12 protein-coding genes and 1 tRNA gene are annotated in these 15,790 nt (G+C 57.7%); all 13 read left to right on the top strand.

Going from position 1 to position 15,790, the window contains the following annotated elements; all coding sequences use genetic code 11:
- A partial coding sequence (locus APH36_RS28720; RefSeq protein WP_081011215.1) for an elongation factor Tu occupies positions 1-379 on the top strand: 379 nt, incomplete at its 5' end.
- A 54-nt stretch (positions 380-433) separates the two neighbouring features.
- Positions 434-509, top strand: a tRNA-Trp gene (locus APH36_RS28715).
- A 44-nt stretch (positions 510-553) separates the two neighbouring features.
- Positions 554-922 (top strand): preprotein translocase subunit SecE, encoded by a 369-nt coding sequence (secE, locus tag APH36_RS28710; protein WP_003255502.1) that lies wholly within the window; start codon positions 554-556, stop codon positions 920-922.
- 9 nt (positions 923-931) lie between these two features.
- Entirely contained in the window at positions 932-1,465 is a 534-nt protein-coding gene (gene nusG, locus APH36_RS28705) for a transcription termination/antitermination protein NusG (RefSeq protein WP_003255501.1), read from the top strand.
- Between the two features lie 119 nt (positions 1,466-1,584).
- Positions 1,585-2,016: a 50S ribosomal protein L11 gene (rplK, locus tag APH36_RS28700; RefSeq protein WP_003255500.1), complete on the top strand. Its 432-nt coding sequence runs from the start codon at positions 1,585-1,587 to the stop codon at positions 2,014-2,016.
- Positions 2,016-2,711 (top strand): 50S ribosomal protein L1, encoded by a 696-nt coding sequence (gene rplA, locus APH36_RS28695; protein ID WP_060501592.1) that lies wholly within the window; start codon positions 2,016-2,018, stop codon positions 2,709-2,711. The genes rplK and rplA overlap by 1 nt, the downstream gene beginning before the upstream one ends.
- A gap of 197 nt (positions 2,712-2,908) precedes the next feature.
- Positions 2,909-3,409, top strand: a complete 501-nt coding sequence (rplJ, locus tag APH36_RS28690) for a 50S ribosomal protein L10 (RefSeq protein ID WP_016715872.1) — start codon at positions 2,909-2,911, stop codon at positions 3,407-3,409.
- Between the two features lie 77 nt (positions 3,410-3,486).
- The gene (gene rplL / locus APH36_RS28685; protein ID WP_003255496.1) at positions 3,487-3,852 is read left to right on the top strand and encodes a 50S ribosomal protein L7/L12; all 366 of its coding nucleotides are present in this window, start codon (positions 3,487-3,489) and stop codon (positions 3,850-3,852) included.
- 220 nt (positions 3,853-4,072) lie between these two features.
- Positions 4,073-8,146 carry a DNA-directed RNA polymerase subunit beta gene (gene rpoB, locus APH36_RS28680; RefSeq protein WP_016715871.1) on the top strand — a complete coding sequence of 1,358 codons (4,074 nt, stop codon included), beginning with the start codon at positions 4,073-4,075 and terminating at the stop codon, positions 8,144-8,146.
- 64 nt (positions 8,147-8,210) lie between these two features.
- Positions 8,211-12,410 carry a DNA-directed RNA polymerase subunit beta' gene (gene rpoC, locus APH36_RS28675; RefSeq protein WP_016715870.1) on the top strand — a complete coding sequence of 1,400 codons (4,200 nt, stop codon included), beginning with the start codon at positions 8,211-8,213 and terminating at the stop codon, positions 12,408-12,410.
- 211 nt (positions 12,411-12,621) lie between these two features.
- Positions 12,622-12,993 (top strand): 30S ribosomal protein S12, encoded by a 372-nt coding sequence (rpsL, locus tag APH36_RS28670; protein ID WP_003255492.1) that lies wholly within the window; start codon positions 12,622-12,624, stop codon positions 12,991-12,993.
- 106 nt (positions 12,994-13,099) lie between these two features.
- Positions 13,100-13,570 carry a 30S ribosomal protein S7 gene (rpsG, locus tag APH36_RS28665; RefSeq protein WP_003246741.1) on the top strand — a complete coding sequence of 157 codons (471 nt, stop codon included), beginning with the start codon at positions 13,100-13,102 and terminating at the stop codon, positions 13,568-13,570.
- 30 nt (positions 13,571-13,600) lie between these two features.
- Complete coding sequence (gene fusA, locus APH36_RS28660; protein ID WP_060501590.1) at positions 13,601-15,748, top strand: elongation factor G; 2,148 nt, start codon at positions 13,601-13,603, stop codon at positions 15,746-15,748.
- Positions 15,749-15,790 lie beyond the last annotated feature (42 nt).

Raw genomic sequence — 15,790 nt, 5'->3', positions numbered from 1 at the left:
CCGTGCTGGCGAGAACTGCGGCGTTCTGCTGCGTGGCACCAAGCGTGACGACGTTGAGCGTGGTCAGGTTCTGGTCAAGCCAGGTTCGGTCAAGCCGCACACCAAGTTCACCGCAGAAGTTTACGTTCTGTCGAAGGAAGAAGGCGGTCGTCACACTCCGTTCTTCAAGGGCTACCGTCCTCAGTTCTACTTCCGTACCACTGACGTGACCGGTAACTGCGAGCTGCCGGAAGGCGTTGAAATGGTAATGCCAGGTGACAACATTCAGATGACTGTTACCCTGATCAAGACCATTGCAATGGAAGACGGTCTGCGCTTCGCTATCCGTGAAGGCGGTCGTACCGTCGGCGCCGGCGTCGTAGCAAAAATTATTGAATAAGTAGTTGATTTACTTGATCAGGCCGGTATAATGGCCGGCCTGATACAGCGTTACAGGTCAGTAGCTCAATTGGCAGAGCGACGGTCTCCAAAACCGTAGGTTGGGGGTTCGATTCCCTCCTGACCTGCCATTTCACCTCGGTGTGATGGCTTTCTTCTTACAGGATCCTCCTCGATGACCCCCAAAACTGAAGCCCAAGAATCGCGTTTTGATCTGTTCAAGTGGCTGGCTGTAGTGGCTTTGGTGGTTGTTGGTGTTGTGGGTAATCAATATTACTCCGCCTCTCCAATCCTGTATCGCGTTCTCGTTCTTCTCGTCCTGGCTGCTGTCGCGGGCTTTGTAGCTCTGCAGACTGCGAAGGGCAAGTCGTTCTTTGCGCTGGCGAAGGAAGCTCGTACCGAGATTCGTAAAGTCGTGTGGCCGACCCGCCAGGAAACCACCCAGACCACGCTGATTGTCGTGGCTGTCGTGCTGGTTATGGCACTGCTGCTGTGGGGGCTCGATTCCCTGCTCGGCTGGGCGGTCTCCTTGATCGTTGGCTAAAGGTGTCCCGTGGCTAAGCGTTGGTATGTTGTGCATGCTTACTCGGGTTACGAGAAGCATGTAATGCGCTCCCTGATCGAGCGCGTCAAGCTGGCTGGCATGGAAGACGGTTTCGGCGAGATCCTGGTCCCGACCGAAGAAGTCGTCGAAATGCGCAACGGCCAGAAGCGCAAGAGTGAGCGTAAATTCTTCCCTGGCTATGTATTAGTCCAGATGGAGATGAACGAAGGGACTTGGCACTTGGTCAAGGATACCCCTCGTGTGATGGGCTTTATTGGTGGCACTGCAGACAAGCCTGCGCCGATCACCGATAAAGAAGCTGAGGCTATCCTGCGTCGCGTTGCCGACGGTAGCGACAAGCCGAAGCCGAAGACGCTGTTCGAGCCAGGTGAAGTGGTTCGAGTCATTGACGGTCCGTTCGCTGACTTCAATGGTAGTGTCGAAGAGGTTAACTACGAGAAGAGCCGTCTGCAGGTTGCAGTGCTCATTTTCGGTCGCTCTACCCCGGTAGAGCTCGAGTTCAGCCAGGTCGAAAAGGTCTAGGCGGACGAAGCATCCCATACCCCGCAGCCCTGTGTGCTGCGGGGTTTTGTCGTCACTGGGATAAAACGCAAGTCATCCGGGGAGCCAACAGGCGTTTGTACCCGATTTTGGAGTAGCTCATGGCTAAAAAGATTCAGGCTTACATCAAGCTGCAAGTTAAGGCCGGCCAGGCCAACCCAAGCCCACCCGTTGGTCCAGCACTGGGTCAACACGGTGTGAACATCATGGAATTCTGCAAGGCCTTCAACGCCCGTACCCAGGGTCAAGAAGCCGGCCTGCCGACTCCTGTGATCATCACTGTTTACAGCGACCGTAGCTTCACTTTCGAGACCAAGAGCACCCCTGCCTCGGTTCTGCTGAAGAAAGCTGCTGGCCTGACCAGTGGTTCGGCTCGCCCGAACACCGTTAAAGTCGGTACCGTTACCCGTGCTCAGCTGGAAGACATCGCGAAAGCCAAACAGGCTGACCTGACTGCCGCTGACCTGGACGCTGCTGTACGCACCATCGCTGGCTCTGCCCGCAGCATGGGCCTGAACGTGGAGGGTGTGTAATGGCTAAGCTGACCAAACGCCAAAAGGCAATCGCCGAAAAAATCGAAGCAGGCAAGGCCTACAACTTCGAAGAAGCGGCAACTCTGCTGGCCTCGCTGCCTGCTGCCAAGTTCGTAGAGTCCTACGACATCGCCGTTAACCTCGGTGTTGATCCGCGTAAATCCGACCAGGTCGTACGTAGCGCTACTGTGCTGCCACACGGCACTGGCAAGACCGTTCGCGTTGCTGTCTTCACCCAGGGTCCAGCTGCTGAAGCCGCTCTGGCTGCCGGCGCCGACCGCGTAGGTATGGACGACCTGGCTGCCGAAATGAAAGGCGGCGACCTGAACTATGACGTTGTCATCGCATCGCCTGATGCCATGCGCGTTGTAGGTCAGCTGGGTCAGGTTCTGGGTCCTCGCGGCCTGATGCCTAACCCGAAAGTCGGTACCGTAACTCCAGACGTAGCCACTGCCGTGAAAAACGCCAAGGCTGGTCAGGTTCGCTACCGCACCGACAAAAACGGTATCATCCACACCTCCGTTGGCAAGATCGGCTTTGAAGCTGGCAAGCTGAAGGAAAACGTTGAAGCCCTGATCGCTGACCTGAAGCGTATCAAGCCAGCTTCCTCGAAAGGTATCTACGTCAAGCGCGTTACCCTGAGCACCACCATGGGCCCAGGTCTGGTCATCGATCAGAGCTCGCTGAACGTGTAAGAACATGGTGGTGTGACCTGTCACGCCACCAGCAAAAATTGGGGTCCCTGCCTGGCGGGGGCTATCCAAGACCGTAGGCGGCGCAAGCCTTAAAACACCAGCCCACGCAGATGGTGCTCCCGATTCGTTACCGAATCAGACACCAAAACGACATCAGGCTTCGGCCAGGTGAAACGGTAAAAACCAGGAGTAAACCCGTGGCAATTAAACTCGAAGACAAGAAGGCCATCGTCGCTGAAGTCAACGAGGCTGCCAAAGTCGCTCTGTCCGCTGTCGTGGCTGATGCCCGTGGTGTGACTGTAAGCGCAATGACCGGACTCCGTAAAGAGGCCCGCGAAGCTGGCGTTTACGTACGTGTTGTACGTAACACCCTGCTGAAGCGCGCTGTTGAAGGCACCGAATTTTCGATCCTCAACGACGCGTTCAAAGGCCCGACCCTGATTGCTTTCTCCAACGAACACCCGGGCGCTGCCGCTCGTCTGTTCAAAGAGTTCGCCAAGGGTCAGGACAAGTTCGAGATCAAGGCAGCTGCGTTTGACGGCAATTTCATTGCAGCGAACCAGATCGACGTGTTGGCTACCCTGCCGACCCGCGACGAAGCTATCGCAAAACTGATGAGCGTGATCCAAGGCGCCACCAGCAAGCTGGCTCGTACTCTGGCAGCCATTCGCGACCAGAAAGAAGCTACCGCCGCCTAAGGCGCGCGAACTCTTTCAAAATCATACGTTTAATTTGATGGCTGCGTAGGCTGTCACCCCAATACAGGATTTAAGTCATGTCTCTGACTAACGAACAAATCATCGAAGCAATCGGCCAGAAAACCGTTCTGGAAGTTGTTGAGCTGATCAAAGCGATGGAAGAAACCTTCGGCGTTACCGCTGCTGTTGCCGCTGCTGGCCCAGCTGCTGCTGCTGCCGTTGTTGAAGAGCAGACCGAGTTCAACGTTGTTCTGGTTGAAGCCGGCGACAAGAAAGTGAACGTGATCAAAGCCGTTCGCGAACTGACCGGTCTGGGCCTGAAAGAAGCCAAAGAGAAAGTCGATGGCGCTCCTCAGGTTGTAGCTGAAGGCGTTTCGAAAGAAGCCGCTGAAGACGCTAAGAAGAAGCTGGAAGAAGCAGGCGCTAAAGTCGAGCTGAAGTAATCTCGACCTTGCGATGCCAGCCTGAGCGTTGAGCGAAGGGCTGACGGCTGGTGGCTTACGCCACCGGCCTTTTTCCGTTATTGGTGGTCGGTCAGGCCGGCCCCGATAACAAGCTGCAAGACACCCATGTGGGTGGCGCAAACCAAGGGGTTTGCACGATTTTCTGGCTGCTCCCGCCGGGAGAAGCCAAACAAGCAGGTGACCAAGCTGGGGAACGCTGATGGCTTACTCATACACTGAGAAAAAACGTATCCGCAAGGACTTTAGCAAGTTGCCGGACGTCATGGATGTGCCTTACCTCCTGGCCATCCAGCTGGATTCGTATCGCGAATTCCTGCAAGCGGGAGCATCCAAGGATCAGTTCCGCGACGTCGGCCTGCACGCGGCCTTCAAATCGGTATTCCCGATCATCAGCTACTCCGGCAATGCTGCCCTGGAGTACGTAGGCTATCGCCTGGGCGAACCGGCCTTCGATGTGAAGGAATGTGTCCTGCGTGGCGTGACCTTCGCGGTCCCACTGCGGGTCAAGGTGCGCCTGATCATCTTCGACAAGGAATCGTCGAACAAAGCGATCAAGGACATCAAAGAGCAAGAAGTCTACATGGGTGAAATCCCCCTGATGACTGAGAACGGTACCTTCGTTATCAACGGTACCGAGCGTGTGATCGTTTCCCAGCTGCACCGTTCGCCTGGTGTGTTCTTCGACCACGACCGTGGCAAGACCCACAGCTCCGGCAAGCTGCTGTACTCCGCTCGCATCATCCCTTACCGCGGCTCCTGGCTGGACTTCGAGTTCGACCCGAAGGACTGCGTGTTCGTGCGTATCGACCGTCGCCGCAAACTGCCGGCTTCGGTGCTGCTGCGCGCCCTGGGCTACAGCACTGAAGAAGTGCTGAACACCTTCTACACCACCAACGTGTTCCACATTTCCGGCGAAAAACTCAGCCTGGAACTGGTGCCTCAACGTCTGCGTGGTGAAGTTGCAGTCATGGACATCCATGACGAAACCGGCAAAGTCATCGTCGAGCAAGGCCGCCGTATTACCGCGCGCCACATCAACCAGCTCGAAAAAGCCGGCGTCAAGCAGCTGGACGTTCCAATGGAATACGTCCTGGGCCGCACTACCGCCAAGGCCATCGTGCATCCGGCTACCGGCGAGATCCTGGCCGAATGCAACACCGAGATGACCACCGAACTGCTGATCAAGGTCGCCAAGGCACAGGTTGTCCGTATCGAGACCCTGTACACCAACGACATCGATTGCGGTCCATTCATCTCCGACACCCTGAAGATCGACACCACCAGCAACCAGCTGGAAGCTCTGGTCGAGATCTACCGCATGATGCGTCCAGGCGAGCCGCCAACCAAGGATGCAGCCGAGACCCTGTTCAACAACCTGTTCTTCAGCGCCGAGCGTTACGACCTGTCCGCCGTTGGCCGCATGAAGTTCAACCGTCGTATCGGTCGTACCGAGATCGAAGGTTCGGGCGTGCTGAGCAAGGAAGACATCGTCGAGGTGCTGAAGACCCTGGTCGATATCCGTAACGGCAAAGGCATCGTTGACGACATCGACCACCTCGGTAACCGTCGCGTACGTTGCGTTGGTGAAATGGCCGAGAACCAGTTCCGCGTTGGCCTTGTGCGTGTAGAGCGCGCGGTCAAGGAACGCCTGTCGATGGCGGAAAGCGAAGGCCTGATGCCGCAAGACCTGATCAACGCCAAGCCGGTTGCGGCGGCGGTGAAAGAGTTCTTCGGTTCCAGCCAGCTGTCCCAGTTCATGGACCAGAACAACCCGCTCTCCGAGATCACCCACAAGCGCCGTGTCTCTGCACTCGGCCCTGGCGGTCTGACCCGTGAGCGTGCCGGCTTCGAAGTCCGAGACGTACACCCGACCCACTACGGCCGTGTGTGCCCGATCGAGACCCCTGAAGGTCCGAACATCGGTCTGATCAACTCCCTGGCAGCCTATGCCCGCACCAACCAGTACGGCTTCCTGGAAAGCCCGTATCGCGTGGTGAAGGAAGGCGTTGTCAGCGACGACATCGTGTTCCTGTCGGCCATCGAAGAAGCTGATCACGTTATCGCCCAGGCTTCGGCCGCGATGAACGAGAAGAAGCAACTGATCGATGAGCTGGTAGCGGTTCGTCACCTGAACGAATTCACCGTCAAGGCGCCGGAAGACGTCACCCTGATGGACGTTTCGCCGAAGCAGGTTGTTTCCGTTGCTGCCTCGCTGATTCCGTTCCTCGAGCACGACGACGCCAACCGTGCATTGATGGGTTCGAACATGCAGCGTCAGGCTGTACCAACCCTGCGTGCCGACAAGCCGCTGGTAGGTACTGGCATGGAGCGCAACGTTGCCCGTGACTCCGGTGTCTGCGTGGTTGCTCGCCGTGGTGGTGTGATCGACTCGGTCGACGCCAGCCGTATCGTTGTTCGCGTTGCCGACGACGAAGTGGAAACCGGCGAAGCAGGTGTGGATATCTACAACCTGACCAAGTACACCCGTTCGAACCAGAACACCTGCATCAACCAGCGTCCGCTGGTGAGCAAGGGCGACAAGGTTCAGCGTGGCGACATCATGGCCGACGGCCCGTCCACCGACATGGGTGAGCTGGCACTGGGTCAGAACATGCGCATCGCGTTCATGGCGTGGAACGGCTTCAACTTCGAAGACTCCATCTGCCTGTCCGAGCGTGTGGTTCAGGAAGACCGCTTCACCACCATCCACATCCAGGAACTGACCTGTGTGGCGCGTGACACCAAGCTTGGCCCAGAGGAAATCACTGCGGACATCCCGAACGTGGGTGAGGCTGCACTGAACAAACTGGACGAAGCCGGTATCGTCTACGTGGGTGCCGAAGTCGGCGCTGGTGACATCCTGGTTGGCAAGGTCACGCCAAAAGGCGAAACCCAGCTGACTCCGGAAGAAAAACTGCTGCGCGCAATCTTCGGTGAGAAGGCCAGCGACGTTAAGGACACCTCCCTGCGTGTGCCAACCGGCACCAAGGGTACCGTCATCGACGTACAGGTCTTCACCCGTGATGGCGTAGAGCGCGACAGCCGCGCCCTGGCCATCGAGAAGATGCAGCTGGACGAGATCCGCAAGGACCTCAACGAAGAGTTCCGCATCGTCGAAGGCGCAACCTTCGAGCGTCTGCGTTCTGCCCTGAACGGCCAGGTGGTCGACGGTGGCGCGGGCCTGAAGAAAGGCACCGTGATCACTGACGAAGTGCTGGACGGTCTGGAGCACGGCCAGTGGTTCAAACTGCGCATGGCTGAAGATGCACTGAACGAGCAGCTGGAAAAGGCTCAGCAGTACATCGTCGACCGTCGCCGTCTGCTGGACGACAAGTTCGAAGACAAGAAGCGCAAGCTGCAGCAGGGCGATGACCTGGCTCCGGGCGTACTGAAGATCGTCAAGGTCTACCTGGCAATCCGCCGTCGCATCCAGCCGGGTGACAAGATGGCCGGTCGTCACGGTAACAAGGGTGTTGTCTCGGTCATCATGCCGGTTGAAGACATGCCGCACGATGCCAACGGTACTCCGGTCGATGTCGTACTGAACCCGCTGGGCGTACCTTCGCGTATGAACGTTGGTCAGATCCTTGAAACCCACCTGGGCCTGGCGGCCAAGGGCCTGGGCGAGAAGATCGACCGCATGCTCGAAGAGCAGCGCAAAGCCGCTGAACTGCGCGTGTTCCTGACCGAGGTCTACAACGAGATCGGCGGTCGTCAGGAAAACCTCGAAGAGTTCACCGACGCAGAGATCCTGGCTCTGGCCCACAACCTGAAGAAAGGCGTGCCGATGGCTACCCCGGTCTTCGACGGTGCCAAAGAGCGTGAGATCAAGGCAATGCTGAAACTGGCTGATCTGCCAGAAAGCGGCCAGATGGTGCTGTTCGATGGCCGTACCGGCAACAAGTTCGAGCGTCCTGTGACCGTTGGTTACATGTACATGCTCAAGCTGAACCACTTGGTGGACGACAAGATGCACGCGCGTTCCACTGGTTCCTATAGCCTGGTTACCCAGCAGCCGCTGGGTGGTAAGGCGCAGTTCGGTGGTCAGCGTTTCGGGGAGATGGAAGTGTGGGCGCTGGAAGCATACGGCGCGGCATACACCCTGCAAGAAATGCTCACAGTGAAGTCGGACGACGTGAACGGCCGTACCAAGATGTACAAGAACATCGTGGATGGCGATCACCGTATGGAGCCGGGCATGCCCGAGTCCTTCAACGTGTTGATCAAAGAGATCCGTTCGCTCGGTATCGATATCGATCTGGAAACCGAATAACACGTGACGCGAAGGGGAGTGGGGCAGGTAATGCCCGCTCCCTGCTCCGCCAGGAGGAAAGGCCTTGAAAGACCTACTGAATTTGCTGAAAAACCAGGGTCAAGTCGAAGAGTTCGACGCCATCCGCATCGGTCTGGCGTCGCCTGAAATGATCCGTTCGTGGTCGTTCGGTGAAGTTAAGAAGCCGGAAACCATCAACTACCGTACGTTCAAGCCTGAGCGTGACGGCCTGTTCTGCGCCAAGATCTTTGGCCCAGTCAAGGACTACGAGTGCCTGTGCGGCAAGTACAAGCGCCTCAAGCACCGCGGCGTAATCTGCGAGAAGTGCGGCGTTGAGGTTGCCCTGGCCAAGGTTCGTCGTGAGCGCATGGCGCACATCGAACTGGCCTCGCCGGTAGCCCACATCTGGTTCCTGAAGTCGCTGCCGTCCCGTATCGGCCTGCTGATGGACATGACCCTGCGTGACATCGAGCGCGTGCTCTACTTCGAGAGCTATGTCGTTATCGACCCGGGCATGACCACCCTGGAAAAGGGCCAGCTGCTGAACGACGAGCAGTACTTCGAAGCGCTGGAGGAGTTCGGTGACGACTTCGACGCCCGCATGGGTGCCGAGGCTGTCCGCGAGCTGCTGCACGCTATCGACCTGGAGCACGAGATCGGTCGCCTGCGCGAAGAGATTCCGCAGACCAACTCGGAAACCAAGATCAAGAAGCTGTCCAAGCGTCTGAAGCTGATGGAAGCTTTCCAGGGCTCGGGCAACCTGCCTGAGTGGATGGTCCTGACCGTCCTGCCAGTGCTGCCGCCGGACCTGCGTCCGCTGGTTCCGCTGGATGGTGGCCGCTTCGCGACTTCCGACCTGAACGACCTGTATCGTCGGGTGATCAACCGTAACAACCGTCTGAAGCGCCTGCTGGATCTGTCGGCGCCGGACATCATCGTGCGCAACGAAAAGCGCATGCTGCAGGAGGCGGTCGACGCCCTGCTGGACAACGGCCGTCGCGGTCGCGCCATCACTGGCTCGAACAAGCGTCCGCTGAAGTCCCTGGCCGACATGATCAAAGGTAAGCAAGGTCGCTTCCGTCAGAACTTGCTCGGTAAGCGTGTGGACTACTCCGGCCGTTCGGTAATTACCGTAGGCCCGACCCTGCGTCTGCACCAGTGCGGTCTGCCGAAGAAGATGGCTCTCGAGCTGTTCAAACCGTTCATTTTCGGCAAGCTGGAAATGCGTGGTCTGGCGACCACCATCAAGGCCGCTAAGAAGATGGTCGAGCGCGAGCTGCCAGAGGTGTGGGACGTTCTTGCCGAAGTGATTCGCGAACACCCCGTACTGCTCAACCGTGCACCTACCCTGCACCGTCTGGGTATCCAGGCCTTTGAACCGGTTCTGATCGAAGGTAAGGCTATTCAGCTGCACCCGCTGGTCTGTGCTGCGTACAACGCCGACTTCGACGGTGACCAGATGGCCGTTCACGTGCCGCTGACGCTGGAAGCCCAGCTCGAAGCGCGCGCGCTGATGATGTCGACCAACAACATCCTTTCGCCAGCCAACGGTGAGCCAATCATCGTTCCGTCGCAGGACGTTGTACTGGGTCTGTACTACATGACCCGTGAAGCCATCAACGCCAAGGGCGAAGGTCGCGTGTTTGCCGACCTGCAGGAAGTCGACCGCGTATTCCGCGCCGGCGAAGCTGCCCTGCACGCGAAAATCAAGGTTCGTATCAACGAAACCGTGAAAGAGCGTGATGGTTCGGTGGTCAAGAACACCCGCATCGTCGACACCACCGTCGGCCGTGCGCTGCTGTTCCAGGTTGTACCGGCAGGTCTGCCGTACGACGTGGTCAACCAGCCGATGAAGAAAAAGGCGATCTCCAAGCTGATCAACCAGTGCTACCGCGTGGTTGGTCTGAAAGAGACCGTTATCTTCGCTGACCAGTTGATGTACACCGGTTTCGCTTACTCGACCATTTCCGGCGTTTCCATCGGTGTTAACGACTTCGTTATCCCGGACGAGAAAGCCCGCATCATCGGTAACGCTACCGACGAAGTGAAGGAAATCGAGAGCCAGTACGCCTCCGGCCTGGTAACCCAGGGCGAGAAGTACAACAAGGTCATCGACTTGTGGTCGAAGGCGAACGATGAAGTGTCCAAGGCGATGATGGCCAACCTCTCGAAAGAGAAGGTCATCGACCGCGAAGGCAAAGAAGTCGAGCAAGAGTCCTTCAACTCGATGTACATGATGGCTGACTCGGGTGCGCGGGGTTCCGCAGCCCAGATCCGTCAGCTGGCCGGTATGCGTGGCCTGATGGCCAAGCCGGACGGCTCCATCATCGAGACGCCGATCACCGCGAACTTCCGTGAAGGTCTGAGCGTACTTCAGTACTTCATCTCGACTCACGGTGCTCGTAAGGGTCTGGCGGATACCGCCTTGAAGACTGCGAACTCCGGTTATCTGACTCGCCGTCTGGTAGACGTTGCCCAGGATCTGGTCGTTACCGAGATCGACTGCGGCACCGACCAAGGCCTCCTGATGACTCCGCACATCGAAGGCGGCGACGTTGTCGAGCCACTGGGTGAGCGTGTATTGGGTCGTGTCATCGCCCGTGACGTGTTCAAGCCAGGCACCGAGGACGTTATCGTTCCGGCCGGTACCCTGGTTGACGAGCAGTGGGTCGAGTTCATCGAGCTGAACAGCATCGACGAAGTGATCGTGCGTTCGCCGATCAACTGCGAAACCCGCTATGGCATCTGCGCCAAGTGCTACGGTCGCGACCTGGCTCGCGGTCACCAGGTGAACATCGGTGAAGCTGTCGGCGTTATCGCTGCACAGTCGATCGGTGAGCCGGGTACCCAGCTGACCATGCGTACGTTCCACATCGGTGGTGCTGCAAGCCGTACTTCGGCTGCCGACAGCGTCCAGGTGAAGAACGGCGGTATGGTGCGTCTGCACAACCTGAAGCAGGTTGAGCGTGCCGACGGTAACCTGGTTGCCGTATCGCGTTCGGGCGAGCTGGCCATTGCCGACGAATTCGGCCGTGAGCGTGAGCGTTACAAGCTGCCTTACGGTGCGGTGATTTCGGTCAAGGAAGGTGAGAAGGTCGAAGCTGGCGCCATCGTCGCCAAGTGGGACCCGCACACCCACCCGATCGTTACCGAGCTGAAAGGTACCGTGACCTTCGTGGGCATGGAAGAAAACATCACCATCAAGCGTCAGACTGACGAACTGACCGGTCTGACCAACATTGAAGTGCTGGACGTCAAGGATCGCCCTGCCGCAGGCAAGGAAATCCGTCCGGCAATCAAGATGGTCGATGCTGCTGGCAAGGACCTGTACCTGCCAGGTACCGACGTACCTGCCCAGTACTTCCTGCCGGCCAACGCCCTCGTTGGTGTAGCTGACGGTGCCCAGATCGGTGTTGGTGACGTTATCGCGCGTATCCCGCAAGAAACGTCGAAGACCCGTGACATCACCGGTGGTCTGCCGCGCGTTGCCGACCTGTTCGAAGCGCGTCGCCCGAAAGAAGCCTCGATTCTGGCTGAAGTCAGCGGCACCATCGCATTCGGTAAAGAGACCAAGGGCAAGCGTCGCCTGGTCATCACTCCGACCGACGGTAGCGATCCGTACGAAGAGCTGATTCCAAAGTGGCGCCACCTGAACGTCTTCGAAGGTGAGCAGGTAAACCGTGGTGAAGTTATTTCCGACGGCCCGAGCGACCCGCACGACATCCTGCGTCTGCTGGGTGTGAGCGCGCTGGCGAAGTACATCGTCAACGAGATCCAGGACGTTTACCGTCTGCAAGGCGTGAAGATCAACGACAAGCACATCGAGACCATCCTGCGTCAGATGCTGCGCAAGGTCGAGATCTCCGAGTCGGGCGATTCCAGCTTCATCAAGGGCGACCAGATGGAACTGACCCAGGTACTGGTAGAGAACGAGCGTCTCGCCGGCGAGGACAAGTTCATCTCCAAGTTCACCCGCGTGCTGCTGGGTATCACCAAGGCGTCGCTGTCGACCGAGTCGTTCATCTCCGCGGCTTCCTTCCAGGAAACCACCCGCGTACTGACCGAAGCGGCGGTAACCGGCAAGCGCGACTACCTGCGCGGCCTGAAAGAGAACGTGGTCGTGGGTCGTTTGATCCCGGCTGGTACTGGTCTGGCCTACCACAGCGAGCGCAAGCGTCGCCGTGATGCCGACAAGCCGCTGCGTGTGAGCGCCAGTGAGGTGGAAGCCGCACTGACCGAAGCGCTGAACTCCAGCGGTAACTAAGTACAGGGCAGGGCCCCGGCAAGCCTCGAACGACCGTCGGTGACATGAAATGTTGCCGATGATCGGGCGGGGAGGGCCGGGGCCTCGTCTTGACTGGGTGCAAGATCCTCTTTAGACTTTTGTACCCTTAAATTTGGTGAGGCTCCGTCTCGCCAATTTTTGGCTTTCTTGCAAGACAATAGAGTCGCAAGACAATCAGTGGAGCTAGTAGATGGCAACTATCAACCAGCTGGTACGTCAGCCGCGTAAGCGTTCGGTCGAGAAGTCCGACGTTCCTGCGCTGCAGAACTGCCCGCAGCGTCGTGGCGTGTGCACCCGTGTGTACACCACCACGCCGAAAAAACCTAACTCGGCACTGCGTAAAGTATGCCGCGTGCGTCTGACCAACGGTTTCGAGGTTTCCTCGTACATCGGTGGTGAAGGCCACAACCTGCAAGAGCACAGCGTCGTCCTGATCCGTGGCGGCCGTGTAAAAGACTTGCCAGGTGTTCGTTACCACACCGTTCGCGGCTCTCTGGATACTTCGGGCGTTAAAGGCCGTAACCAGGGTCGTTCGAAATACGGTACCAAGCGTCCGAAGTAATCGGCCGTTTGCAGACATCCATTTTTTTGAGTCGATAAGAGTAAGGTCGGGCAGGGGTCGAAGACCCACGTCCCGGGCTAACCTGAAGACCGTTTGAGGGCTTATCATGCCAAGACGTCGTGTAGCAGCAAAACGTGAGATCCTTGACGATCCGAAGTACGGATCCCAGATCCTCGCCAAGTTCATGAACCACGTGATGGAAAGCGGCAAGAAGGCTGTAGCCGAGCGCATCGTTTACGGTGCCCTGGATACCGTCAAAGCACGCAAGAACAGCGACCCCCTGGAAATCTTCGAGAAAGCTCTCGACGCCATCGCTCCGCTGGTCGAAGTTAAGTCCCGTCGTGTTGGCGGTGCCACTTACCAGGTTCCGGTTGAAGTTCGTCCATCCCGTCGTAATGCTCTGGCAATGCGCTGGCTCGTAGACTACGCCCGTAAGCGCGGCGAGAAGTCGATGGCTCTGCGCCTGGCCGGCGAACTGCTGGATGCTGCTGAAGGCAAGGGTGCTGCAGTCAAGAAGCGTGAAGACGTGCACCGTATGGCCGAAGCCAACAAAGCGTTCTCGCACTACCGCTTCTAATTCAAGCATCAATCTTTTCGCGAGGGCTTTATGGCTCGTACTACAGCAATTAACCGCTACCGTAACATCGGTATCTGTGCCCACGTTGACGCGGGCAAGACCACCACTACCGAGCGGATCCTGTTCTACACAGGTCTGAGCCACAAAATGGGCGAGGTGCATGACGGCGCCGCGACCACCGACTGGATGGTGCAGGAGCAGGAGCGCGGTATCACCATTACCTCCGCTGCCGTTACCACTTTCTGGAAAGGTTCCCGTGGTCAGTACGACAACTACCGCGTAAACGTCATCGATACCCCCGGCCACGTTGACTTCACCATTGAAGTAGAACGTTCGCTGCGCGTACTCGACGGCGCCGTCGTCGTATTCTGCGGTACCTCCGGCGTTGAGCCACAGTCCGAAACCGTATGGCGTCAGGCCAACAAGTACGGCGTTCCACGTGTTGTTTACGTGAACAAAATGGACCGTGCCGGCGCTAACTTCCTGCGCGTCGTCGGTCAGATCAAAAACCGTCTGGGTCACACCCCGGTTCCGATCCAGCTGGCTATCGGTGCGGAAGACAACTTCCAGGGTCAGGTTGACCTGATCAAGATGAAAGCCATCTACTGGAACGATGACGACAAGGGCACCACCTATCGCGAGGAAGATATTCCTGCCGATATGCTGGAGCTGGCTGCAGAATGGCGCAACAACATGGTTGAAGCCGCCGCCGAAGCCAGCGAAGAGTTGATGAACAAGTACCTTGAAGAAGGTGAGCTGTCGGTCGAAGAGATCAAAGCAGGCCTGCGTGCGCGCACCCTGGCTAGCGAGATCGTGCCGGCTGTCTGCGGTTCGTCCTTCAAGAACAAGGGTGTTCCCCTGGTTCTCGACGCTGTTATCGACTTCCTGCCTGCTCCGACCGAGATCCCGGCGATCAAGGGTATCCACCCTGACCTGATCGACGTGCCTAAGGACGAAGTCAAGCCAGAGCAATTTGACGAGCGTCATGCTGACGACGACGAGCCGTTCTCGGCGCTGGCGTTCAAGATTGCCACCGACCCGTTCGTTGGTACTCTGACCTTCGTTCGCGTCTACTCGGGCTTCCTGACCTCCGGTGACTCCGTCATCAACTCGGTTAAGGGCAAGAAAGAGCGCGTTGGTCGTATGGTGCAGATGCACGCCAACCAGCGTGAAGAAATCAAGGAAGTACGTGCAGGCGACATCGCTGCTCTGATCGGCATGAAGGACGTCACCACCGGTGACACCCTGTGCAACGCCGACAAGCCGATCATCCTCGAGCGTATGGACTTCCCTGAGCCTGTGATTTCGCTCTCCGTAGAGCCGAAAACCAAGGCTGACCAGGAGAAGATGGGTATCGCACTGGGCAAGCTGGCTCAGGAAGACCCGTCGTTCCGCGTCAAAACCGACGAAGAGACCGGTCAGACCATCATCTCCGGTATGGGTGAGCTGCACCTGGACATCCTCGTTGACCGTATGAAGCGCGAGTTCAACGTCGAAGCCAACATCGGCAAGCCGCAGGTTTCGTACCGCGAGAAGATCACCAAGTCCAACGTCGAGATCGAAGGCAAGTTCGTTCGTCAGTCGGGCGGTCGTGGTCAGTTCGGTCACTGCTGGATCCGTTTCTCGGAGCCAGATCAGGACGAAAAAGGCAACATCACCGAAGGTCTGGTGTTCGCTAACGAAGTCGTTGGTGGTGTGATTCCTAAGGAATACATCCCTGCGATCCAGAAGGGTATCGAAGAGCAGATGAAAAACGGCGTTGTTGCCGGTTATCCTCTGATCGGCCTGAAGGCCGCGGTATTCGATGGTTCGTACCACGACGTCGACTCCAACGAAATGGCGTTCAAAATCGCTGCTTCGATGGCAACCAAGCAACTGGCCCAGAAGGGTGGTGGCGTGGTTCTCGAGCCGATCATGAAGGTCGAAGTTGTAACCCCGGAAGACTACCTGGGTGACGTGATGGGTGACCTGAACCGTCGTCGTGGTCTGGTACAGGGTATGGATGAGTCGGTCTCTGGCCGTGTCGTCCGCGCTGAAGTTCCGCTCGGAGAGATGTTCGGTTACGCAACCGACGTTCGTTCCATGTCTCAGGGTCGCGCAAGCTACTCCATGGAATTCTCCAAATACGCCGAAGCTCCGTCGAACATCGTCGAAGCACTCGTTAAAAAACAAGGCTAATCCCCTTTAGGCAAGAGGTTCACTGTCGTGGCTAAAGAAAAA

It is taken from the genome of Pseudomonas sp. NBRC 111133 (assembly GCF_001320605.1).
Taxonomy (GTDB): Bacteria; Pseudomonadota; Gammaproteobacteria; order Pseudomonadales; family Pseudomonadaceae; genus Aquipseudomonas; species Aquipseudomonas monteilii.
Note: the sequence above shows the minus strand (reverse complement) of the source record. Positions and strands in the feature narration are given on the sequence as shown.

Excerpts from the sequence above, each read along its gene's own strand:
- secE (WP_003255502.1), top strand. The coding sequence starts at position 554 with ATGACCCCCAAAACTGAAGCCCAAGAATCGCGTTTTGATCTGTTCAAG.
- rplK (WP_003255500.1), top strand. The coding sequence starts at position 1,585 with ATGGCTAAAAAGATTCAGGCTTACATCAAGCTGCAAGTTAAGGCCGGC.
- rplA (WP_060501592.1), top strand. The coding sequence starts at position 2,016 with ATGGCTAAGCTGACCAAACGCCAAAAGGCAATCGCCGAAAAAATCGAA.
- rplL (WP_003255496.1), top strand. The coding sequence starts at position 3,487 with ATGTCTCTGACTAACGAACAAATCATCGAAGCAATCGGCCAGAAAACC.
- rpoB (WP_016715871.1), top strand. The coding sequence starts at position 4,073 with ATGGCTTACTCATACACTGAGAAAAAACGTATCCGCAAGGACTTTAGC.
- rpsL (WP_003255492.1), top strand. The coding sequence starts at position 12,622 with ATGGCAACTATCAACCAGCTGGTACGTCAGCCGCGTAAGCGTTCGGTC.
- rpsG (WP_003246741.1), top strand. The coding sequence starts at position 13,100 with ATGCCAAGACGTCGTGTAGCAGCAAAACGTGAGATCCTTGACGATCCG.
- fusA (WP_060501590.1), top strand. The coding sequence starts at position 13,601 with ATGGCTCGTACTACAGCAATTAACCGCTACCGTAACATCGGTATCTGT.